This window comes from Bradyrhizobium sp. AUGA SZCCT0431, from assembly GCF_018131065.1.
GTDB lineage: Bacteria > Pseudomonadota > Alphaproteobacteria > Rhizobiales > Xanthobacteraceae > Bradyrhizobium.
In genome coordinates this window covers 220,047-240,704 of record NZ_JAFCLR010000009.1, presented here as the reverse complement: position 1 = coordinate 240,704, position 20,658 = coordinate 220,047, and the positions used below count along the sequence as shown (strand labels likewise).

The 20,658-nt window shown below is 63.3% G+C and carries 18 protein-coding genes and 1 pseudogene; 17 read left to right on the top strand and 2 right to left on the bottom strand.

Annotated features, from left to right (window positions below; all coding sequences use genetic code 11):
- The 4 genes and pseudogenes from JQ567_RS11400 to JQ567_RS11385 all read left to right on the top strand — a co-directional run.
- The coding region (locus tag JQ567_RS11400) for a hypothetical protein (RefSeq protein WP_212438892.1) at positions 1-302 on the top strand (302 nt) is incomplete at its 5' end.
- Positions 299-1,540, top strand: a complete 1,242-nt coding sequence (locus tag JQ567_RS11395) for a cytochrome P450 (RefSeq protein WP_212438891.1) — start codon at positions 299-301, stop codon at positions 1,538-1,540. The genes JQ567_RS11400 and JQ567_RS11395, both read left to right, overlap by 4 nt.
- Before the next feature lie 301 nt (positions 1,541-1,841).
- Positions 1,842-2,483, top strand: a pseudogene (locus tag JQ567_RS11390) (dihydroxy-acid dehydratase); the annotation flags it as partial.
- Complete coding sequence (locus JQ567_RS11385) at positions 2,470-3,342, top strand: tetratricopeptide repeat protein (protein ID WP_212438889.1); 873 nt, start codon at positions 2,470-2,472, stop codon at positions 3,340-3,342. The pseudogene JQ567_RS11390 and the gene JQ567_RS11385, both read left to right, overlap by 14 nt.
- Before the next feature lie 54 nt (positions 3,343-3,396).
- On the opposite strand, the gene xth is transcribed toward JQ567_RS11385, so the two are convergent.
- Positions 3,397-4,188 carry an exodeoxyribonuclease III gene (gene xth / locus JQ567_RS11380; protein WP_212438888.1) on the bottom strand — a complete coding sequence of 264 codons (792 nt, stop codon included), beginning with the start codon at positions 4,186-4,188 and terminating at the stop codon, positions 3,397-3,399.
- Between the two features lie 157 nt (positions 4,189-4,345).
- Between xth and JQ567_RS11375 the strand changes: the two genes are divergently transcribed.
- The 3 genes from JQ567_RS11375 to JQ567_RS11365 are packed head-to-tail and all read left to right on the top strand — an operon-like array spanning position 4,346 to position 9,462.
- On the top strand, positions 4,346-5,476 hold the full coding sequence (locus JQ567_RS11375) for an efflux RND transporter periplasmic adaptor subunit (protein WP_212438887.1): 1,131 nt from the start codon (positions 4,346-4,348) through the stop codon (positions 5,474-5,476).
- Between the two features lie 3 nt (positions 5,477-5,479).
- The gene (locus JQ567_RS11370; RefSeq protein WP_212438886.1) at positions 5,480-8,605 is read left to right on the top strand and encodes an efflux RND transporter permease subunit; all 3,126 of its coding nucleotides are present in this window, start codon (positions 5,480-5,482) and stop codon (positions 8,603-8,605) included.
- Between the two features lie 17 nt (positions 8,606-8,622).
- Positions 8,623-9,462 carry an amidohydrolase family protein gene (locus JQ567_RS11365; RefSeq protein WP_249165396.1) on the top strand — a complete coding sequence of 280 codons (840 nt, stop codon included), beginning with the start codon at positions 8,623-8,625 and terminating at the stop codon, positions 9,460-9,462.
- Between the two features lie 6 nt (positions 9,463-9,468).
- Here JQ567_RS11365 and erpA read toward each other — a convergent pair whose 3' ends face one another.
- Positions 9,469-9,798, bottom strand: a complete 330-nt coding sequence (erpA, locus tag JQ567_RS11360; RefSeq protein WP_212438885.1) for an iron-sulfur cluster insertion protein ErpA — start codon at positions 9,796-9,798, stop codon at positions 9,469-9,471.
- A 107-nt stretch (positions 9,799-9,905) separates the two neighbouring features.
- Here erpA and JQ567_RS11355 point away from each other — a divergent pair, with 107 nt between their 5' ends.
- From JQ567_RS11355 to serS, 10 genes are all read left to right on the top strand, one after another.
- Positions 9,906-11,114, top strand: coding sequence for a deoxyguanosinetriphosphate triphosphohydrolase (locus JQ567_RS11355; RefSeq protein ID WP_212438884.1), 1,209 nt, complete (start codon positions 9,906-9,908; stop codon positions 11,112-11,114).
- 23 nt (positions 11,115-11,137) lie between these two features.
- Positions 11,138-12,931 (top strand): arginine--tRNA ligase, encoded by a 1,794-nt coding sequence (gene argS, locus JQ567_RS11350; protein ID WP_212438883.1) that lies wholly within the window; start codon positions 11,138-11,140, stop codon positions 12,929-12,931.
- A 120-nt stretch (positions 12,932-13,051) separates the two neighbouring features.
- Positions 13,052-14,506: an SPOR domain-containing protein gene (locus JQ567_RS11345; RefSeq protein WP_212438882.1), complete on the top strand. Its 1,455-nt coding sequence runs from the start codon at positions 13,052-13,054 to the stop codon at positions 14,504-14,506.
- Between the two features lie 47 nt (positions 14,507-14,553).
- Positions 14,554-15,576, top strand: coding sequence for a beta-N-acetylhexosaminidase (gene nagZ, locus JQ567_RS11340; RefSeq protein ID WP_212438881.1), 1,023 nt, complete (start codon positions 14,554-14,556; stop codon positions 15,574-15,576).
- Positions 15,573-16,403, top strand: a complete 831-nt coding sequence (locus tag JQ567_RS11335; RefSeq protein WP_212438880.1) for a ScpA family protein — start codon at positions 15,573-15,575, stop codon at positions 16,401-16,403. The genes nagZ and JQ567_RS11335 overlap by 4 nt, the downstream gene beginning before the upstream one ends.
- A gap of 21 nt (positions 16,404-16,424) precedes the next feature.
- Positions 16,425-17,156, top strand: a complete 732-nt coding sequence (gene scpB, locus JQ567_RS11330; protein ID WP_212438879.1) for an SMC-Scp complex subunit ScpB — start codon at positions 16,425-16,427, stop codon at positions 17,154-17,156.
- Between the two features lie 230 nt (positions 17,157-17,386).
- On the top strand, positions 17,387-17,626 hold the full coding sequence (locus JQ567_RS11325; RefSeq protein WP_192739514.1) for a twin-arginine translocase TatA/TatE family subunit: 240 nt from the start codon (positions 17,387-17,389) through the stop codon (positions 17,624-17,626).
- A gap of 139 nt (positions 17,627-17,765) precedes the next feature.
- On the top strand, positions 17,766-18,284 hold the full coding sequence (tatB, locus tag JQ567_RS11320) for a Sec-independent protein translocase protein TatB (protein WP_212438878.1): 519 nt from the start codon (positions 17,766-17,768) through the stop codon (positions 18,282-18,284).
- On the top strand, positions 18,281-19,105 hold the full coding sequence (gene tatC / locus JQ567_RS11315) for a twin-arginine translocase subunit TatC (RefSeq protein ID WP_212438877.1): 825 nt from the start codon (positions 18,281-18,283) through the stop codon (positions 19,103-19,105). The genes tatB and tatC overlap by 4 nt, the downstream gene beginning before the upstream one ends.
- Positions 19,106-19,288: 183 nt before the next feature.
- Positions 19,289-20,623, top strand: coding sequence for a serine--tRNA ligase (gene serS / locus JQ567_RS11310; RefSeq protein WP_212438876.1), 1,335 nt, complete (start codon positions 19,289-19,291; stop codon positions 20,621-20,623).
- The last annotated feature ends 35 nt before the right edge of the window (positions 20,624-20,658 follow it).

The window sequence follows — 20,658 nt, the reverse complement described above, 5'->3', positions numbered from 1 at the left end:
GTGCACTTTGTTTTGTGCAAACCGCACGCGAGACCGCGGGTGCAGCGCGCACCCGGTCTTCCCTGCGCCCTCTCATTGGAGAGGGCAGGAAGTTTCCAGCAAACCTCGGGCGCAAAGCGTCGCGAGAATGTGAAGCCGTGTTTTTCGTCATTGCGAGCGCAGCGAAGCAATCCATCGCGCCGCGTGAAGAAAGAGTGGATTGCTTCGCTGCGCTCGCAATGACGGTTCCTTACATGCTCTGGAATTTTGGCGCCGCGATCGCATATTGGACTTCCGGACTTCAGCGAAGGAACCGCGCATGAGTTTGCAGGCCGACTTCACCAGCCAGGATTTCTTTCGCGATCCCGCCACCGCGATCGAGAAGCTGCGCACCACCGGGCCGGTGGTGGAAGTGCGCTTTCCGATCATCGGCAAGGTGTGGGCCACGACCACGCAGGCGCTCGCCGATCAGGTGCTGAAGGATACCGATACCTTCACCATCCGCCGCGACGATGGCAATGTCGCCGGGCTGCAATGGTGGATGCCGGGCATCGTGCGCACGCTCGCCAACAGCATGCTGTCGATGGACGAGCCCGACCACAAAAGGCTGCGCGACATCGTCGACGAAGCGTTCCGCCGCCGTGCCGTGCTCGACATGGAGACGCATATCCAGGCGATCGGCGACGCGCTCGCCGATGAATTGTTTGCCGAAGGCAGTCCGGCCGATCTCGTCGAGCGCTTTGCGCGCAGGCTGCCGCTGTCGGTGATTTGCGAACTGCTCGGGCTGCCGCTCGCCGATCGCGCCAAATTCACCGCCTGGGCCAGCGGCTTTACCCGCTTCACCGGCGCGCTCGGCTTTCTCGGCATGATGCCGAAGATTTTTGCCATGCGGCGCTATGTCGAGCAGCATCTGGAAACCGTTCGCCGGCAAGGCGGGCAGGGGTTGATCGCCGAGATCGTACGCGTCGAAAAGGACGGCGGGAAGATCAGCCGCGATGAGATCGTGTCGATGGTGTTCCTGCTGCTGTTCGCCGGCCACGAGACCACGACGCATCTGATCAGCGGATCGGCGTTCGAGCTTCTGAAGAATCCCGGACTGCGCGACTGGCTGCGCGAGGACGAAAGCCGGCTCGATCTGGCGGTCGAGGAATTTCTGCGCTTCATCACGCCGGTGCAATTCACCAAGCCGCGCTATGTGCGCCGGGATGTCGAACTTGGCGGCGTGCAGGTGAGGAAGGGCGACAAGGTGATGGCGATGCTCGCCGCCGCCAACATGGACCCGCAAGCCAATCCGCATCCGGAGCGGCTCGACCTGCAGCGCAGGCCCAACCGCCACATTGCGTTCGGCACCGGGATCCATTTTTGTCTCGGCCATCAGCTGGCGCGGATCGAAGGCCGATGTGCGCTGAAATCGCTGTTCCGGCGCTGGCCTGAGCTGGCGCTGGCGGTCGATCCATCCGAAATCAAATGGCGCAAGCGGCCCGGCCTGCGCGCGATCGACCGGTTGCCGGTTGTGACGATCAGGCAAACACGCGGTCCGGGTGGCGTAAAGCAGGAGTAGCGGGAATTTAGTTCCACAGCCTGTGCGGGTTGTGCCATCGATCGTTGCCCGTTTGCTACGATTGTTGCGCGGCCGCAACAGTTGCTGAACATTTAACCGTCAAATCAGCCAGCTATTGCCTGCGCCGCTTTTTAGCCACACCCCTGCATGAAATCATGCCTTCATAGGCTGATGGCCACAGCGCTCGCGAAGTCGAGACGGCTGGGGAAACAGGTTCGCGATGCACGCAGGGACCAACATCAAGAACAGGCTGCCGAGCCGTCACGTGACGGCGGGTCCCTCGTGCGCGCCGCAAGCCTATGCCGCCGTCGTCGCGGCTTCCAGCGGCGCGAGCAATGCTGCACCGCACCTGCCGGTGATCACCAGTCACTGCCGCATCAAATTCGATTTGATCGACGTCGCCGAAATCTTCGCGGGGAAAATCTTCAAAAAGACTCCGTGTGCCGCGGGTTTGCAGCCGGGCGGCCGTTATGTTGCCAAAGACATACAGGAAATTGGGAGCATATCGCTTCTGATGAAGACGCTGCTCGACAATGGCCACCTGCGCGGGAATTGCCTTACCGCCACGGGCCGGACGATCGCCGAAAACCTCAAGAGCGTAAAGCCGATGGCCGCCACCGGCGGTATCGTCGGCCCAAAAGAAAATTTTGCGCAGGAAGGTGCGGTCGTGAAGGTCGCGGGCATGTCGAAGCCGAAATTTCCAGGTTCTGAATTTCCAGGTTCTGTCCGCGGCTTGGACCGCGAAGAGGCCGCCGCGGCGAGTCTTAACGTAAAGTTGACCGGCGCCGACGCCCCTGGACATGAGACCAAACGGCAGTCCCGAGCGACTAACCTCAAATCGGCTGCGCTGTGGAAGGACGCCCAAAGGATCGGGCAGGCGATGGGTGACGCTGTTTCCCATCCAGGCGGTGCGCACGAGAAACAGTGTTATGCGGACATCTAGGCGTATCATTCTTGCGTTGATGTTAGGGGCCGCGCCGGTGGCAGGTTCCGGATTCGCGTTCGATGGTGCGCCGGTAAATCCCAAAGATGCCGCTCTTCCCGTGGTTTCCCAGCCCGCCGCCCAGGCGTTGAACGCCCAGGCCTTAGGTGGAGGCTTGGGTATTCCGGGCCAGAAAAAGGCGATTCCGCCGGCAACCACGGCGGCTGCCGCGACCGCGCCGTCACTGACCTCCCTGCAATACGCCGCTGAAGGCGGTCATCCCGTGGCCCAGTGGAAGCTCGGCCGGATGTATGCCAACGGCGATGGCGTCACCCAAGACGATCTGCGGGCGTTCGAATATTTCAGCCGCATTGCCAACCAGCATGCCGAGGATAGCCCGTCGGCGCCTCAGGCGACGATCGTGGCCAACGCGTTCGTGGCGCTGGGGCGGTACTACCTCAACGGCATTCCCAATTCGAAGGTCAAGGTCGACAGGGAGCGGGCGCGGGAGATGTTCTCCTATGCCGCGTCCTATTTCGGCAATGCCGACGCCCAGTACGATCTGGCGCGGCTCTATCTGAAGACCCCGGACGCTTCGCGGGAAGATTTCCGCTATGGCGCCCGCTGGCTTGGTCTGGCCGCCCAGAAGGGCCAGCATCAGGCACAGGCGCTGCTCGGCCAGATGCTGTTCAACGGCGACCGGTTGCCGCCGCAGCGCGCGCGCGGGCTGATGTGGCTGACCCTGGCGAGCGAGAGTGCGGCGCCGGACGAGCTCTGGATCAAGGAAAGCTACACCCGGGCGATGTCGAAAGCCTCCGGCGACGACCGCGCGATGGCACTGCAGATGCTCGAGCATTGGGTGCAGGGCCGCCGGGACTGATTCCCGCCGCAGCCTGGTTGCTGCCGCGGCTTGGCTTGAGCGGCGCTTATTCGCTCAGGCGGTTTCGAGATCGAGATCGGCCCAGACCGGGACATGGTCCGACGGCTTCTCCCAGGCGCGCACGTAGCTGTCGACGCCGACATTGGTGAGCCGGTCGCTGGCCTGCGGCGACAGCAGCAAATGGTCGATCCGCAAGCCCCAGTTCTTCTGCCAGGCCCCGGCCTGATAGTCCCAGAAGGTGTACTGTCCGGGGGCGTCGTTCACGGCGCGCAGCGCGTCCGTCAGTCCAAGCCCGAGCAGCGATTGGAAGGATTCGCGGGTCGCGGGGCGAAACAGCGCGTCATTGGCCCAGGCGGCGGGATTGTAGACGTCCTGGGCTGCCGGGATGACGTTGAAGTCGCCCGCCAGGATCAGCGGCTCCTCTGCTTTAAGTCGCTCCCTGGAGTACTCAAGAAGCCGCGACATCCATTTGAGTTTATAGGGATATTTATCTGAATCCGCAGGATTGCCGTTGGGCAGATAAAGGCAGGCGATGCGCAGCACGCCCTTCTTCAGGGGAATCACGCCTTCGAGGAACCGGGCATGGGCGTCCTCGTCGTCGCCGGCGAGGCCGGATTTGGTTTCCTCGAACGGCAGCTTCGACAACAGCGCAACGCCGTTGAAGGTCTTTTGGCCGTGGGTGACGACGTTGTAGCCGAGCGCCTCGATCTCGAGCCGCGGAAAGGCCTCATCGATGCATTTGATTTCCTGCAGGCAGACGACGTCAGGCGCGCAGTCCTTCAGCCAAGTCAGGAGATGGTCGATCCGCTGCCGGACCGAATTGACGTTCCACGTAGCAATACGCATTGCAAAAGCCCGGATTGTAATCGCACATTTTCGCTGCAGTGGCATACCATGTGCCGCGATGCTGTGATAACTATCTAGAAATAAGGCGTAAAAGTCGCCGTCAAGGGGGCCGGGAGCAGCTGTCCCGCCCTTTGCGGACCGGCGGACGTGAAAAATTATGAAAAAGCGTAACTGGATACTTGTTGCCGGCATTATCGGCATTGCTGCCGTCGCGGCCTACACAACCCGCTCGTCGTGGATGGGGAGCAACGCCAGCGCACAGGGGCCGCAGCGCCCGCGCATGGTCTCGGTCGAACTGGCGAAGGCGGAGCGCAAGTCCGTGCCCGTCGATGTCGATGCCAACGGAACCGTCACGCCGATCTCCAGCGTGGCGCTGAAGTCGCGGCTGGAAACCACCATCGTGTCGGTCCATTTCCAGGATGGCGCCAAGGTCAACGAAGGCGACTTGCTGTTCACGCTCGATGCGCGCCAGATCGACGCCCAGATCGAGCAGGCCGAGGGGGTGCTGGCGAAGGACCAGGCCCAGTTCGAAGGTGCGCAGCGCGATGTCCGGCGGTACAGCGAACTGATCGGCAAGGGCGCCACCACGCAGGTCAATCTCGACAACGCCAAGACGACGGCTGACATCCTGGCTGGAACCATCAAGGCCGACCAGGCGGCGCTCGACAATCTGAAGGTCCAGAAAAGCTACACCACGATCCGCGCACCGTTCTCGGGCCGGATCGGTGCAGCTAACGTCAAGGTCGGCAATTTCGTGCGGCCGGCCGATCTCGCGCCGCTCGCCGTCATCAACCAGATGGCACCGGTCTATGTGACGTTCGCCGTCCCCCAGCGCGTGCTGGTCGATCTGCGCGAGTCGATGGCGAAGGGGGCATCCGGGGTGACCGCGACGATCCCGGGTCATCAGCGCTCGGAAAGCGGCAAGGTTGCGATGGTCGAGAACACGGTGGATGCCACCACGGGCATGGTCACCGTGCGCGGCATCATGAACAACGAAAACGAGACATTGTGGCCGGGCACCCTGGTCGCGACCCGACTGACGATCCGCAGCGAAGATGCGATCGTGGTTCCGACGGTCGCCGTGCAGCGCAGCCAGAGCGGTAATTTCGTCTTCGTCGTCAAGGACGGCACAGCCAAGGTTCAATCGGTCACGGTCGATCGTACCTCGCAGGGCATGTCGGTGATTTCAGAAGGGCTCGCCGGCAACGAGAGCGTGGTGGTCGACGGACAATTGCTGCTGTCGGACGGAACGCGGGTCGAACCGCGGGCGAAGAAGGCGGGGGCGTAGCCGATGACGCTCTCGGAGCTCTGCATCCGCCGGCCGGTCATGACGACGCTGATCACGGCGTCGATCATCGCATTCGGCATCTTCGGCTTCCGCCTGCTGCCGGTATCGGCGCTGCCGCGGGTCGACTTCCCGACCATTGCCGTGACCGCGACCTTGCCGGGCGCGAGCGCGGATACGATGGCAGCCTCGGTGGCCGGCGTCATCGAGCGCCAGCTCTCGACCATTGCCGGCATCTCCTCGATGTCGTCGAGTTCATCGCAGGGCTCGAGCCAGATCACGATCCAGTTCGATCTCAACCGCAATATCGATTCCGCCGCGCTCGACGTGCAGACGGCGCTGACGATCGCGCAACGCCGGTTGCCGATCGAGATGAGAATCCCGCCGAGTTTCCGCAAGGTCAACCCGGCCGATTTCGCGATCCTGTTCGTGGTGCTTGGCTCATCCACGCTGCCGCTGTCAGCTGTCAACGAATATGGCGAAATCACCATCGGCCAGACTTTGTCGCAGATACCGGGTGTTGCGCAGGTCAGCGTCTACGGCGCGCAGAAATTCGCCGTGCGTGTCCAGGCCGATCCGGAAGCCGCCGCGGCGCGCGGATTGTCGCTCGAAGACATCCGCGCCGCGGTTTCGGCCGCCAATTCGTCGACCCCGGTCGGCACGCTGAATGGACCAAAGCAGGACGTGGCGCTGCAGGCCTCCGGCCAGATGGACAAGGCGGCTGACTACAGCAAGATCGTGGTGGCCTGGCGCAACGGTTCGCCGGTCAAGCTCGATGAGGTCGCAAAGATCTACGACAGCGTCGAGAACGAGCGGATCGCAACCTGGCTGAACGACGAGCGCTCGATCGTGCTCGGCATCCAGAAACAGCCGGACGCCAACACGGTGGCGGTGGTCGATGGCATTCTGGCCAAATTGCCGGTGCTGCGGGCGCAGATCCCGCCGTCGGTGTCGATCAACGTGCTGATGGATCGCTCGGTATCCATTCGTCAGGCGGTGGCCGACGTCGAGGAAACGCTGCTGATCGCGATCGGGCTGGTCATCCTCGTCATCTTCCTGTTCCTGCGCTCGGCGTCGGCGACCTTCATTCCGGCGCTGGCGGTTCCGATCTCGCTGTTCGGCACCTGCGCGGTGATGTACGCGCTCGACTATTCGATCAACAACATGACACTGCTGGCGCTGACCCTGTCAGTCGGGTTCGTGGTCGACGACGCCATCGTCATGCTGGAGAACATCGTCCGCCATATCGAGCATGGGATGCGGCCGTTCGAGGCGGCGCTGAAAGGCGCGCGCGAGATCGGATTCACGATCATTTCGATCACTTTCTCGCTGATCGCCGTGTTCATCCCGGTGCTGCTGATGGGGGGCATCGTCGGCCGGGTGTTCCGCGAGTTTGCGGTGACGGTATCGGTCGCGATCATCGTGTCAGGATTCGTTTCGCTGACCTTGACGCCGATGCTGTGCGCACGCGTGTTGCGGGCACACGACCCGAACAAGAAGCCGAACATCGTGCTTCGCGTTTTCGAGGCGATGTTCGAATCCTGGCTGCGTGCCTATGAATGGACGCTCGACTGGGTGCTGGCGCGCAAGGCGCTGATGCTGGCCGTGACGCTGGCGACGCTGGGCGGCACCGTCTACCTCTATATGATCGTGCCGAAGGGCTTCTTTCCGCAGGAGGACACCGGCTTCCTGATCGGCGTGACCGAGGCTGCGACCGACACGTCCTTCGATGCGATGAAGGAGAGGCAGCGGGCGCTGGTCGCGGTGCTGAGAAGCGATCCCGCGATCGAATACATCAACTCCACCGTCGGCGCCGGCGGACCGAACACGACGGCGAATTACGGACGGCTCTTCATCGCGCTGAAGCCGAAGAAGGAACGCGACAACCTCACGACGATCATCGGGCGGCTGCGGGGCAAAGCCCGCCAGATTCCAGGCATGCAGGCGTTCTTCCAGCCGATCCAGAACCTCAATATCGGGGGGCGGATCTCCAAGAGCCAATACCAGTATGTGATGCAGAGCGGCGACACCGACTCGCTGTACCGGCTGGCGCCGGAAATGCGCGACAAGATCGAGAAGGTGCCGGGCCTGCTCGACGTCACCACCGATCTCTACATCAAGAACCCGCAGATGACGGTCGATATCGACCGCGAGAAGGCCGCCGTTTACGGCGTCACCGTCGACCAGGTTCGCAACCAGCTCTACAACGCCTACGGCTCGCGCCAGGTCGGCACCATCTACATGCCGTCGAACGACTACCAGATCATCCTGGAAGTGCAGCCGCAGTTCCGGGTCGATCCGTCCGATCTGTCCAAGCTCTACATGAAGACCCAGAACAACCAGACCATTCCGCTGTCGGCGGTGGCGAAGCTGGTTCCGACGGTGGGGCCGCTGCAAATCAACCATCAGGCGCAGCAGCCGGCGGTGACGATCTCCTTCAACCTCGCGCCGGGCTATTCGCTGGGCTATGCGGTCGACCAGATCACCACGCTTGAGCAGAGCTCCAACCTGCCGGCGACCATTGCCACCGGCTTCTCCGGCACGGCGCAGGTGTTCCAGGATTCGCTGCGCGGGCAGGGCGTCCTGATCCTCGCCGCCGTGTTCGCGGCCTTCGTCATCCTCGGCATACTCTACGAGAGCTTCATCCACCCGATCACCATCATCTCCGGCCTGCCGTCGGCCGGCATCGGCGCTATCCTGACCCTGATGCTGTTCGGAATGGAGATGTCCGTCATCGCGATGATCGGCATCGTGATGCTGGTCGGCATCGTCAAGAAGAACGCCATCATGATGGTGGACTTTGCACTGGAGCGCCGCAGAGTCGGCCTCAGTGCGGAGCATGCGATCCGCGAAGCCGCGCTGCTGCGTTTCCGCCCCATCATGATGACGACGTTCGCCGCGATCTTCGGCACGCTGCCGATCGCGCTCGGCGCCGGCGCCGGCGCCGAACTGCGCCAGCCGCTCGGCGTCGCCGTGGTCGGCGGTCTGTGCCTGTCGCAACTGCTGACGCTGTACATCACCCCCGTGATCTACATCTATCTCGACCGCATCGACCGCCGCCTGAAGCGCCGGCTCGAGCCGCAGCTCGAAGAAGCCGACGGCGAGCGGCCGCACGTGGTCGCGGCCGAGTAATGGTCCTGGCGCGGGCAATGCGGACCGCCTTGCGATGCATCGTGATCCTGATCGCGCTTGCGTGGAGTGCCGGGACGAGGGCCGTTGCGGCCGAGCCGATCGAAATCTTCGACGCGCATCTGCATTACAATTGGGAACCAAAGCCCTATTACCAGCTCGACGAGGTGCTCGCGCTGTTCAAGAAGCATCGCGTCACCGGCATCCTCGCGACCAGCCGCCCGAACAGCGGAACGCATGCGCTGGTGGATGCGAAGGCCGACGGCCTGCAGGTCGTGCCTTTCATCCGGCCGTACCGCGTCCGGTCAGATATCCAGAGTTGGTTCGGCGATCCCGTGATCTTCGATCTCGTGCAGGACGAATTCAAGCGCGGCTATTACCGCGGCATCGGCGAATTCCATCTGTCGGGCAAGTCGGCGGAAAACGAGTGGGTGAAGAAGACCGTCGATTTTGCGGTCGCCAACGACCTCTATCTGCACGCCCATGCCGATGACGAGGCGGTCGAGATCCTGATGCGGCACAATCCGAAAGCCCGGATCATCTGGGCGCATACCGGCTTTGGGCTGTCGACCGATCGCGTCACGGCGATGCTGTCGAAATACCCAAAGCTGTGGGGAGAGTTGTCGTATCGCAGCGGCATCACCGACGGCGCAGGCAAGCTGACAGCCGAGTGGCGGACGCTGTTCGAACGCTATCCCGATCGCTTCCTGCTCGGTTCGGACACCTGGGTGCCTGAGCGCTGGGCGAGCTATGGTGAGATCATGGCCAGCTATCGCGCTTGGCTGGCGCAGCTATCGCCAAAAATCGCCGAGCAGATCGCCAACGGCAATGCGAAGGCGCTGTTCGCCGCGCCGCGCTGATGTCGCTCAGATCGAAAAACTGGTGCCGCAGCCGCAGGAGGCGGTGGCGTTCGGATTGACCACCCGGAACGACGCGCCGATCAGGTCGTCGACGAAATCGACTTCCGAGCCGGCCAGGAACGGCACCGATGCCGGATCGACCAGCACCACCGCGCCCTCGCGCGCGATCACCAGATCGTCCGCGGCCTGGGCGTGCTCGACGTCGAACTTGTACTGGAAGCCGGAGCAGCCGCCACCTTCGACGGAGATGCGCAGCATGGCGCCGTCGCCCTCGGTCTTGAGGATTTGCCCGATGCGGCGGGCGGCCCGCTCGCTGACGGTGATGGCAGTGGTCATGCGTAGTCTCCGGTCGAAGGCGTCATACCCAATTCATTTGGTATCCCGCGCTCCCCATAGTTAAGTATGTAATCTCGCAGAATCAAATGGATAAGGACTAAAAAAACGTGTCGGTCGGAATGGCTGCCCCCCGCGCGCTCTATGCCTGCGATCCCGATCGCAGCCGCGGCCGGCTGTTTACGGAGCCGCCGAGCAAGACCCGCAGCCCGTTCCGGCGCGACTGCGACCGGGTGATCCATTCCACCGCCTTCCGCCGCCTGAAGCACAAAACTCAAGTCTTCGTGTTCCATGAAGGCGATCACTACCGCACCCGGCTGACCCATTCGCTGGAGGTGGCCCAGATCGCCCGCGCGCTGGCCCGCCAGCTCGGGCTCGACGAGGACCTCACCGAGACGCTGGCGCTGGCCCACGACCTCGGCCATCCCCCGTTCGGCCATGCCGGGGAGCGGGCGCTGGACAAATGCCTGCAGGCCCATGGCGGCTTCGATCACAACGCGCAGACGCTGCGGGTCGTGAGTTCGCTGGAACATCGCTACCCCGAGTTCGACGGGCTTAATCTGAGCTGGGAATCGCTGGAGGGCATCGTCAAGCACAATGGCCCGCTGACGATGCGGAGCGGGGACCCGGCCGGACGTTACAGCGACAGCGGGATTCCGGTCGGGATCGCCGATTTCAACCGCAAATATGATCTGGAGCTGTGGACCTACGCCTCGCTGGAGGCCCAGGTCGCAGCCTTCGCCGACGACATCGCCTATGACGCCCACGATATCGACGACGGCCTGCGCGCGGGCCTGTTCAGCGTCGACGACCTCAAAGTGATGCCGCTCACGGCAGCCATCATCGCCGACATCGGCAAGCACTATCCCGATCTCGATGACAGCAGGCGCGGCGCGGAATTGGTGCGCGAGCTGATTTCCTACATGATCTCGGCTGTTGTGGCGGAGGCCGGCAGGCGGATCGAGGCCGCCAAACCGCAATCGGCCCATGATGTGCGCCACTGCGCTCAGCCGCTGGTCGCGTTTCCGCCTGCCGTGGCGGCGGAGGAGGCCGACATCAAGGCGTTCCTGAAGCTGCGGATGTACCGCCACAAGCGGGTGATGCGGGTGATGGGCGAGGCGGAGCAGATCGTTTTCGACCTGTTCGCCCGCTACCAGAAATCGCCGGATGACCTGCCGGCCGAGTGGGTCGAGGGCACCGAGCGCGAGTCCGAGGGCGAACGTATCCGCCGGATCGGCAATTTCATAGCCGGGATGACCGACCGTTTCGCCCTGATCGAGCATCAAAGGCTTTTTGACTCGACCCCGGATTTGCGTTAGGCGGCGGCCCAGGACTTTAGAAAATGGCCGAAAAACCCACTTCTCCGCACCTTTTTGCCGATGTGCTTGCGCGCGTGCACAGAATCTGTGCTGCGCTTGCGGCCGAGGAAAACTGGCCCGCGGGCATCGATTTCTCCCGCGTCGTTGTCGAGCCGCCGCGCGATGCGAGCCATGGCGACATGGCGACCAATGCCGCGATGGTGCTCGCCAAGGAAGCCAAGGCAAAGCCGCGCGATCTCGCCGACAAGTTCGCCGAGAAACTGCGCGCGGATGATCTGATCGCCTCCGTCGAAGTCGCCGGGCCAGGCTTCATCAATCTCGCCTTGAAGCCAGAGGTGTGGGCCGACGCGCTGCGCACGGTGCTGCGCGAGGGCGCCGCCTACGGGGCGAGCGCGATCGGCAAGGCCGAGAAGGTCAATGTCGAATACGTCTCGGCCAATCCGACCGGGCCGATGCATGTCGGCCATTGCCGGGGGGCGGTGTTCGGCGACGCGCTATGCAGCTTGCTGCAGTTCGCGGGTTATGACGTCACGCGAGAATATTACATCAACGACGCCGGCGCGCAGGTCGATGTGCTCGGCCGCTCCGCCTATCTGCGTTACCGCGAAGCGCTCGGCGAGGATATCGGCGCGATACCGGAAGGCCTCTATCCCGGCGATTATCTCGTGCCGGTCGGGCAGGCGCTTGCCGCCGAATACGGCGACAAGCTCAAGGCGATGTCGGAGAACGCGTGGCTGCCGATCGTGCGGCTCAAGGCCATCGATATGATGATGGACATGATCAAGACCGATCTCGCCGCGCTCCACATCAAGCACGATGTGTTTTTCTCGGAGCGCTCGCTGATCGAGTCCGGCAACAACAAGGTCACCGAGACCATCGATTATCTGCGTTCCAAAGGCGATGTCTATGAAGGCCGCCTGGCGCCGCCCAAAGGCAAGGTGGTCGACGACTACGAGGACCGCGAGCAAACGCTCTTTCGGGCCACCGCATTCGGTGACGATGTCGATCGTCCGCTGATCAAGTCGGACGGCGCCTATACATATTTTGCGTCCGACATCGCCAACCACAAGAACAAATTCGATCGCGGCTTCACCAACCTGATCGACGTGTTCGGCGCCGATCATGGCGGCTACATCAAGCGCATGCAGGCAGCGGTGAAGGCCGTGACCTCGGGCAAGGCGGCCCTCGACGTCAAGATCGTGCAACTGGTCAAGCTGCTGCGCGACGGCGAGCCTGTGAAGATGTCAAAGCGCTCCGGTGAGTTCGTCACCTTGCGCGAGGTGGTCGACGAGGTCGGCTCGGACGCCGTTCGCTTCATGATGCTGTTCCGCAAGAACGACGCGGTGCTGGATTTCGACCTCGCCAAGGTGATCGAGCAGTCCAAGGACAACGCAGTGTTCTACGTCCAGTACGGCCATGCCCGCGGCCATTCGATCTTCAAGAACGCGCGGGAACTGGTTCCCGACCTGCCGGAGAGCGACTCCGCCCGGGCGGCCTATCTTGGGGATGCCGCGGTGGAGCGGCTGACGGACCCTGCGGAACTCAGCCTGCTGAAGCAGCTGGCGCTCTATCCCCGGATGATCGAGGCGGCGGCGGTGGCGCATGAGCCCCACCGAATCGCTTTTTACCTCTATGATCTCGCGAGTGAATTTCACGCGTTGTGGACCAGAGGGCGGGATTTGCCCTATTTACGCTTCATTATCACTAATGATGCAGAGATTACGAGGGCGCGACTGGCAATGGTCCAGGGCGTCGTCTCGGTTCTGGCATCGGGCTTAGCCGTTCTCGGCGTCCACGCTCCGACCGAGATGCGGTAGGCAGGGGCGAAGTCCCTCACAATGGGGATTGTGAGGGTATCTGGCAGGGGCCAATTCGTATTTCATGGCTCGTATGGTCATGGCGGGTTGGCGCTGTCCCGAAGGGGATGCATCTTCACGATGGCTGATCGATATCAGGAACGACCTTTTGCTTCCGACGCCGACGATGATCGCGGCGCGAACCCGGCTGCCCCGGCGAGGGGCGACAACGATCCGCTGGCGGAACTGGCGCGGCTGATTGGGCAGTCCGATCCGTTTAGCGGCAGCGCCAAGACCCCGCACCCATTGCAGTCACGAGCCAACGTGCGCCCGCAATACGACGCCGTGGATGAGGAAGAGGTCAGTGTAGCCGCGGGCCCGCCGCCATGGATGCAGCGCGCCAGGCACGATGCGCCACCACCGCAACCGGAATACGAAGAGCCGGAGCCGGAATACCAGCCGAGCCCTGTGCATCCCTTGCACCGCTACGCGGCCCAGCAGCCGGCGGCACATGAACAGGACGATCCCGCGCCGGCGCAGCAATACGCGGACGAGCAGCCGGTGGATCCCTCGCGGTACGATGACGCGCTGTATGGCCAGCTGGAATCCGGGCAGCATGAATATGCGCGTGATCCAGCCTTCCCGGATGATCCCTACGCCTTCCAGAGCGACTACGAGGAAGAGCCCGAGCAGCCGCGCAAGCGCAGCAACGGCTTGATAACGGTTGCCGCGGTGCTGGCACTGGCCGTGGTCGGGACGGGGGCTGCCTTCGCCTATCGTACCTATGTCGGTTCCCCCCGCAGCGGCGAGCCGCCGATCATCAAGGCCGACAACAGTCCGACGAAGGTCATGGCGACGCCCGGCGATGGCGCCACCGCCAAGACACCGGACCGCATGGTGCCCGGCGATGGCGGCGAGAAGATCGTGTCGCGTGAAGAGACACCGGTCGACGTCAACTCCAGGTCCGGCCCACGCGTGGTGTTTCCACCGCTCAACCAGAATGGCAGCCCGCCCTCGGTCGCAAGCGTCTCTCCGGCCGCACCGCCGCCAGCGACCGCCGCGAACGGCTCCCTGCCCAACAACGAACCGCGCAAGATCAAGACCCTTGCCGTGAAGGGCGACGGCGATAACGGTGGCGTTCCTGCAGGGGTTGCAGCGGCAAAGCCGACGCCGGCTGCCCGTACGGCCGCACCGGCGCCAGCCCCGGCCGCGGCGCCGCGCAACCCGTCATCCGCCAACGCCAGCGCCAATGGCCCGCTCGCGCTGACGCCGCAAGGCGGCGCAGCGCCCGATCCGGCGCCCACCCGTGTCGCCGCAACCAATCCGGCGCAGGCCGCGCCTTCCGGCGTCGGGTACCTCGTTCAGGTCTCCTCGCAGAAGAACGAGGCCGATGCACTGGCGTCCTACCGGGCGCTGCAAGGCAAGTATCCCTCCGTGCTGGGGACACGTTCGGCTTCGATCAGGCGGGCGGATCTCGGCGAAAAGGGCGTCGTTTACCGTTCGATGGTCGGACCCTTTGGTTCTCAGGAGGAGGCGGCGCAGTTGTGCGGCAACCTGAAAACCGCCGGCGGACAGTGCGTCATCCTCAGGAATTAACGGCCGTTTCCTTGACCCGGGAGCTGTGAGGGGCCTAATCGGCCCCCATGAGCAGCCGCGCATTCATCACAGGCATATCCGGACCGGAATTGAGCGCTGATGAGCGTGAGTTCATCCGTGCCGAGCTTCCATGGGGCTTTATCCTATTCAAACGCAACATTGAGACCCCAGCGCAAGTTGCTTCGTTGGTTGACGAATTACGCGATTTGATCGGCAACGCCGACGCGCCGGTCCTGATCGACCAGGAAGGCGGGCGGGTGCAGCGGCTCGGACCGCCACACTGGCCGGTCTATCCGCCAGGCGCCGTCTTTGGGGCGTTGTACGACATCGACCCTCAATTGGGCTTCAAGGCCGCCCGTTTGAGCTCACGGCTGATCGCAGCCGACCTGATCGACCTCGGAATTACGGTGGACTGCCTGCCGCTCGCAGACGTACCGATTGCGGGGGCCGACGCCGTCATTGGCAACCGGGCCTATGGAACCGAGCCGGGCAAAGTGGCCGCGATCGCCCGCGCCGTCACCGAGGGGCTGGAGCAGGGCGGGGTGTTGCCGGTCCTGAAGCACATTCCCGGCCATGGAAGGGCCACAGCGGACAGCCATTTTCGGCTGCCGACGGTTGATTCGACGAGGGAAGAGCTCGATCGGACCGATTTTGCCGCGTTCCAACCGCTGGCGGACCTGCCGATGGCGATGACCGCACATGTTGTGTTTAGCGCGCTAGACCCCGTCCATCCGGCGACGACTTCTGCGACAATCATCCGGCAGGTGATTCGCGGCGTAATCGGGTTCCAGGGTTTGTTGATGAGTGATGACGTGTCCATGAATGCGTTGGCGGGATCGATCGCCGAGCGGACTCGAGCCATCGTCAACGCCGGCTGCGACATGGTTTTGCATTGCAACGGCAAGCTCGACGAGATGCGCGATGTCGCAGCCGAGACGCCGGAACTGACGGGCGAGGCACTCAATCGCGCCAACCGGGCGCTGGCCTCGCGAAAGGCGCCTCTGCCGCTCGACCGGCAGGCGGCGCGGGCTGAACTGGATGCGTTGATGGATCGGGTAGGGACGGTATGACCGCGGAGATTCTATCGTTTGAAACCGGACGGCCCGCCGCTGACGTCACCGACAGCGAGCCCTCGCTGGTTGTCGACGTCGAGGGCTATGAGGGTCCGCTCGACCTGTTGCTGACGCTGGCGCGGCAACAGAAGGTCGACCTGTCCAAAATTTCGATCCTGGCGCTGGCCGACCAGTATCTCGTCTTCATCGAGGCGGCGCGCAAGATTCGCCTCGAACTCGCGGCCGACTACCTGGTGATGGCGGCCTGGCTGGCGTTCCTGAAATCGCGGCTGCTGTTGCCCGAGCCGGCGACGCCCGACGGCCCGAGCGCCGAGGAGATGGCGACCGCGCTCGCCAACCGGCTGCGCCGGCTGGAAGCCATCCGCGAGGCGGCCAACCGGCTGATGAACCGGCCGCAGTTCCAGCGCGATATTTTCCCGCGCGGCAATCCGGAATCGATCGCGGAAATTCGCCACCCCAAATTCACCGCAACCCTGTTCGACCTGCTCACGGCGTATTCGGCGCAGCGCCAGCAGCGTGTGCTGGCGACGGTGCATCTGGCCAAGCGCACGGTGTGGTCGCTCTCGGAAGCGCGCGCCTCGCTGGAGCGGCTGGTCGGCATGGCCGAGGACTGGAGCTGCCTCGACGAATTTCTTCTCAGTTATGTTGTCGATCCCTCGCAGAAGGCGACGGTATTTGCCTCCACCTTTGCCGCAGCGCTCGAGCTGGTGCGGGAAGGCGAGATGGAACTGAACCAGAAAGAGGCGTTCGCGCCGCTGTATTTTCGTAAGCGTCAGCCGCAAGCGTCCGGGGCGATGTCCGCTTCGGATCTCTCGGTCGAGTAAGTGGAAGAAGGAGACCTAGCCATGGCGAGCCTCGCGGAAAAGCGCATGGAAGATGCCGAGGAACATTCCGTCGATTCCACGACCGAACCTGAAGGGCGGCCGGAGGAATTGCGGCTGCTGGAAGCGCTGTTGTTTGCTTCCGCCGAGCCGATCGATCAGGCGGCGCTGGCCAAGCGCATGCCAGACGGCGTCGACGTCAAGGTCGCTTTGGCGCAACTGCAGGCGGAATACGCCACGCGGGGCGTCAATCTGGTGCGGGTCGCGAACAAGTGGACGTTCCGTACCGCCGGCGATCTGTCGTGGCTGATGACGCGGGAGAGCACCGAAACGCGGCGGCTGTCGCGCGCGGCCATCGAGGTGCTCGCGATCATCGCCTACCACCAGCCGGTGACGCGCGCCGAGATCGAGGAAATCCGCGGCGTGATCACCTCCAAGGGCACGCTGGATGTGTTGCTGGAGACCGGCTGGATCCGTCCCCGCGGCCGCCGCAAGACGCCGGGCCGTCCGCTGACTTTCGGCACCACAGAGGGGTTCCTGTCGCAGTTCAGCCTGGAAGCACTCGGCGATCTGCCGGGCCTCGAAGAGCTGAAGGGCACGGGCCTGTTGGATTCGCGGCTGCCCTCCGGCTTCAGCGTTCCGACCCCGTCGGACGATGTGGCGCTGCGAGAGGACGAGGACCCGCTGGATGCCGGCGACACCTTGGAACTCCTGCTGGCGCCCGCGGCCGAGCCCGAGACCCCTAGCGAAAGCTAGGGCGTGGACAAAATATCGAAAACAACCCCATGCAAAGTAGAATTGGCCCGGTTGGGAGCCAGCTCCAAAACGGCGCCGTTCGGTCCTCGAAACCGGATTAACGGTAGCAATAATACGTAGTCGCGACAGCGATTTGCCGCGGCGTAGGTCCTTGTTTTTGACACCTCCCGGGCCTACCTTCCGGCAAAGCTTGGGCCGGATGCCGGCCGTCTCTTTTGGAGGGTTGCAGGATGGGTTCGCTTAGCATTTGGCACTGGATCGTCGTGATCGCAGTGGTCCTGCTGTTGTTCGGCCGCGGCAAGATTTCGGACCTGATGGGCGACGTCGCGCAGGGCATCAAGTCCTTCAAGAAAGGCTTGCAGGACGATGACAAGCCTGCGGAAAAGCCCGCGGTCGAGCCGACCAAGACCATCGATCACAATGCGGCGCCGACGGCGGCACGCACCGATGTCGGCAGCAAGGCTGTTTGACGGTTTAGTTGTAGGCGCCCGTCTGGCGCGGACCGGTGTCCGGTGAAGCCATGGACGCCGGTTGAGAAAAGACGCGGGCCGCCTCAAAATCTTGCTATGGAGATTTGGGTGGGGCGGGGTCGCGTAAGCGGAAATTTTCATGTTCGATATCGGGTGGAGTGAACTGGTCGTCATCGCGGTTGTCGCGCTGATCGCCATCGGCCCGAAAGAGCTGCCGGGCGTGCTGCGCATGGTCGGGCAATGGATGGGCAAGGCCCGCAAGATGGCCTCCGAATTCCAGGGCCAGTTCCAGGAAGCGATGCGCGAGGCCGAAATGGCCGACCTCAAGAAGAGCTTTGACGAGGTCAAGGACGTCGCGACAGGCATGTCTCCCACCAATCTGATGACCTCGCTGCAAAAGGACGTCGGCGACGCCTTGCAGATCGGGGATATCGACAAGCCCGTGAATTCGCAGGTGGAAACCTCGATCGGCGAAACCGTGACGCCCGAAATCGTCGCGCCGACCACACCGGCCGCCCCGACGGCCGAGACCTTCGTTGAGGCTGAGGCCCATCAGGCGGCCTCCGAGCCGCTGATCATCACCCGCGAAGCTCAGGCGGCGTCGCAGGACATCGCGCCACCGGCCCCGGACATTCTCAAGGACGCCAAAGCGTCATGAGCGACGAAGACATCGAGGCCAGCAAAGCGCCGCTGATGGACCATTTGATCGAGCTGCGCTCGCGGCTGATCAAGGCGCTGCTCGCGTTCGGTATAGCCTTCATCTTCTGCTTCTTCTTCGCCAAGCAGATCTACAACGTGCTGGTGTGGCCGTTCGTCTGGGTCGCCGGCCCCGAGAATTCGAAGTTCATCTACACGGCGCTGCTGGAATATTTCCTCACGCAGTTGAAGCTCGCGCTGTTCGGCGCCGGCTTCATCTCGTTCCCGATCATCGCAACCCAGATCTACAAGTTCGTGGCGCCCGGGCTCTACAAGCACGAGCGCGGCGCGTTCCTGCCATACCTGGTGGCGACCCCGTTCTTCTTCGTGCTCGGCTCGCTCCTGGTTTATTTCATCGTGCTGCCGATGCTGGTGCGCTTCTCGCTCGGCATGCAGCAATCCGGCGGCGACGAGACCGCACAGATCCAGCTGTTGCCGAAGGTCGGCGAATATCTGTCGCTGATGATGTCGCTGATTTTCGCCTTCGGTATCGCGTTCCAGCTGCCGGTCATCCTGACGCTGTTGGGGCGGATCGGCATCCTCACCGCGCAACAGCTGCGCGAAAAGCGGCGCTATTTCATCGTGGTCGCCTTTGTCATCGCGGCCGTCCTGACGCCGCCCGACGTGCTGAGCCAGGCTTCGCTCGCGCTGCCGTTGCTGGTTCTCTACGAAGGCTCGATCCTCGCAGTCGCCCTGGTCGAGAAGCGGGCCGCCGCAGCCAAGGCCGCGACCGGCACGCCCCCCTCCGCGACCCCGCCGCCGGCGGCTAATCCGGCCGAGTAGGGTTGTCGTCATACCCCGCGAAAGCGGGGTATCCAGTACGCCGCGGCCTCTCGAATCCATAGCTTCTGCTCTGGAATACTGGATCACCCGCTTTCGCGGGTGATGACGGGTGTGGTACGGGAAGCGCACCGTTAAATGTCAACGTATTGCGTTGGCATTTGACGAATTCAGGAATGACCCGCCATGCACGACATCAAATCGATCCGCGACAACCCGCAAGCCTTCGACGCCGGACTGAAGCGCCGTGGCCTGGCGCCGCTGTCGCCGTCGCTGCTGGCGATCGACGAAAAGCGCCGCGCCGCAATCCTGGCCTCCGAGCAGGCGCAGGCAAGGCGGAATGCGGCCTCCAAGGAGATCGGCGACGCCAAGAAGGCGAAGGATGAGGCGCGTGCATCGAAGTTGATGGCCGAGGTCGCCGAGCTCAAGACCACGATGCCCGAGCTTGAAGCTGCGGCAAAGACGGCGGACGACGAGCTTGCAAAAGAGTTGGCCGCGATTCCGAACCTGCCGCTCGACGAGGTGCCCGACGGTGTCGACGAGCACGGCAATGTGCAGCGTCAGGTGTTCGGCAAGGCTCGCACCTACGGTTTTGCGCCGAAGCCGCATGACGATCTCGGCGGCGCGCTCGGCTATATGGATTTCGAGGCGGCGGCGAAACTGTCCGGCGCGCGTTTTGTCGTGCTGAAAAAAGGCCTCGCGCGGCTGGAGCGCGCGATCGGGCAGTTCATGCTCGATCTCCACACCAATGAGCACGGCTACAGCGAGATCAATCCGCCGCTTCTGGTACGCGATGATGTGATGTTCGGCACCGGGCAATTGCCGAAATTCGAGGATGATCAGTTCTGGGCGATCAAGGGCGAGCTGCTGGCGGCTCCGGATGATGGCCGCTTAAGGAGTGAACGTCTTGGCCTCATTCCCACGGCCGAAGTGTCGCTGACCAATCTCGTCCGCGAATCCATCGTCGACGAAAAGGAATTGCCGATGCGCCTCACGGCGCTGACGCCTTGCTTCCGTGCGGAGGCAGGTGCCGCCGGACGCGATACCCGCGGCATGATCCGGCAGCATCAGTTCACAAAAGTCGAACTGGTCTCGATCACCACGCCGGAGAACAGCCGCGACGAACACGAGCGCATGCTGTCCTGTGCGGAGGAAGTGCTGCGCCGCCTCGACCTGCATTATCGTGTCATGACGCTGTGCGCGGGCGACATGGGTTTCTCCGCGCAAAAAACCTACGACATCGAAGTGTGGATGCCCGGGCAGGGCGACGGCGGCGCCTACCGCGAAATCTCCAGCTGTTCGGTGTGCGGCGATTTCCAGGCGCGGCGCATGGATGCGCGCTATCGCGGGCCCGACGGCAAGCCGCGTTTTGTACACACGCTGAACGGCTCCGGCACCGCGGTCGGCCGCGCGCTGATTGCCGTGATGGAAACCTATCAGCAACAGGATGGATCGATTGCGGTGCCCGACGTGCTGCAGCCTTATATGGGCGGCCTCAAAGTGATCGAGCACGACAAATAGCAAAGCCGAAAATGCCCCTGCATCGCGACATCCAT

What these genes read in the sequence shown, in the direction of transcription:
- JQ567_RS11395 (WP_212438891.1), top strand. Translation starts at nt 299, where the DNA reads ATGAGTTTGCAGGCCGACTTCACCAGCCAGGATTTCTTTCGCGATCCC.
- JQ567_RS11385 (WP_212438889.1), top strand. Translation starts at nt 2,470, where the DNA reads ATGCGGACATCTAGGCGTATCATTCTTGCGTTGATGTTAGGGGCCGCG.
- xth (WP_212438888.1), bottom strand. Translation starts at nt 4,188, where the DNA reads ATGCGTATTGCTACGTGGAACGTCAATTCGGTCCGGCAGCGGATCGAC.
- JQ567_RS11375 (WP_212438887.1), top strand. Translation starts at nt 4,346, where the DNA reads ATGAAAAAGCGTAACTGGATACTTGTTGCCGGCATTATCGGCATTGCT.
- JQ567_RS11370 (WP_212438886.1), top strand. Translation starts at nt 5,480, where the DNA reads ATGACGCTCTCGGAGCTCTGCATCCGCCGGCCGGTCATGACGACGCTG.
- JQ567_RS11365 (WP_249165396.1), top strand. Translation starts at nt 8,623, where the DNA reads ATGCGGACCGCCTTGCGATGCATCGTGATCCTGATCGCGCTTGCGTGG.
- erpA (WP_212438885.1), bottom strand. Translation starts at nt 9,798, where the DNA reads ATGACCACTGCCATCACCGTCAGCGAGCGGGCCGCCCGCCGCATCGGG.
- argS (WP_212438883.1), top strand. Translation starts at nt 11,138, where the DNA reads ATGGCCGAAAAACCCACTTCTCCGCACCTTTTTGCCGATGTGCTTGCG.
- JQ567_RS11345 (WP_212438882.1), top strand. Translation starts at nt 13,052, where the DNA reads ATGGCTGATCGATATCAGGAACGACCTTTTGCTTCCGACGCCGACGAT.
- nagZ (WP_212438881.1), top strand. Translation starts at nt 14,554, where the DNA reads ATGAGCAGCCGCGCATTCATCACAGGCATATCCGGACCGGAATTGAGC.
- JQ567_RS11335 (WP_212438880.1), top strand. Translation starts at nt 15,573, where the DNA reads ATGACCGCGGAGATTCTATCGTTTGAAACCGGACGGCCCGCCGCTGAC.
- scpB (WP_212438879.1), top strand. Translation starts at nt 16,425, where the DNA reads ATGGCGAGCCTCGCGGAAAAGCGCATGGAAGATGCCGAGGAACATTCC.
- JQ567_RS11325 (WP_192739514.1), top strand. Translation starts at nt 17,387, where the DNA reads ATGGGTTCGCTTAGCATTTGGCACTGGATCGTCGTGATCGCAGTGGTC.
- tatB (WP_212438878.1), top strand. Translation starts at nt 17,766, where the DNA reads ATGTTCGATATCGGGTGGAGTGAACTGGTCGTCATCGCGGTTGTCGCG.
- tatC (WP_212438877.1), top strand. Translation starts at nt 18,281, where the DNA reads ATGAGCGACGAAGACATCGAGGCCAGCAAAGCGCCGCTGATGGACCAT.
- serS (WP_212438876.1), top strand. Translation starts at nt 19,289, where the DNA reads ATGCACGACATCAAATCGATCCGCGACAACCCGCAAGCCTTCGACGCC.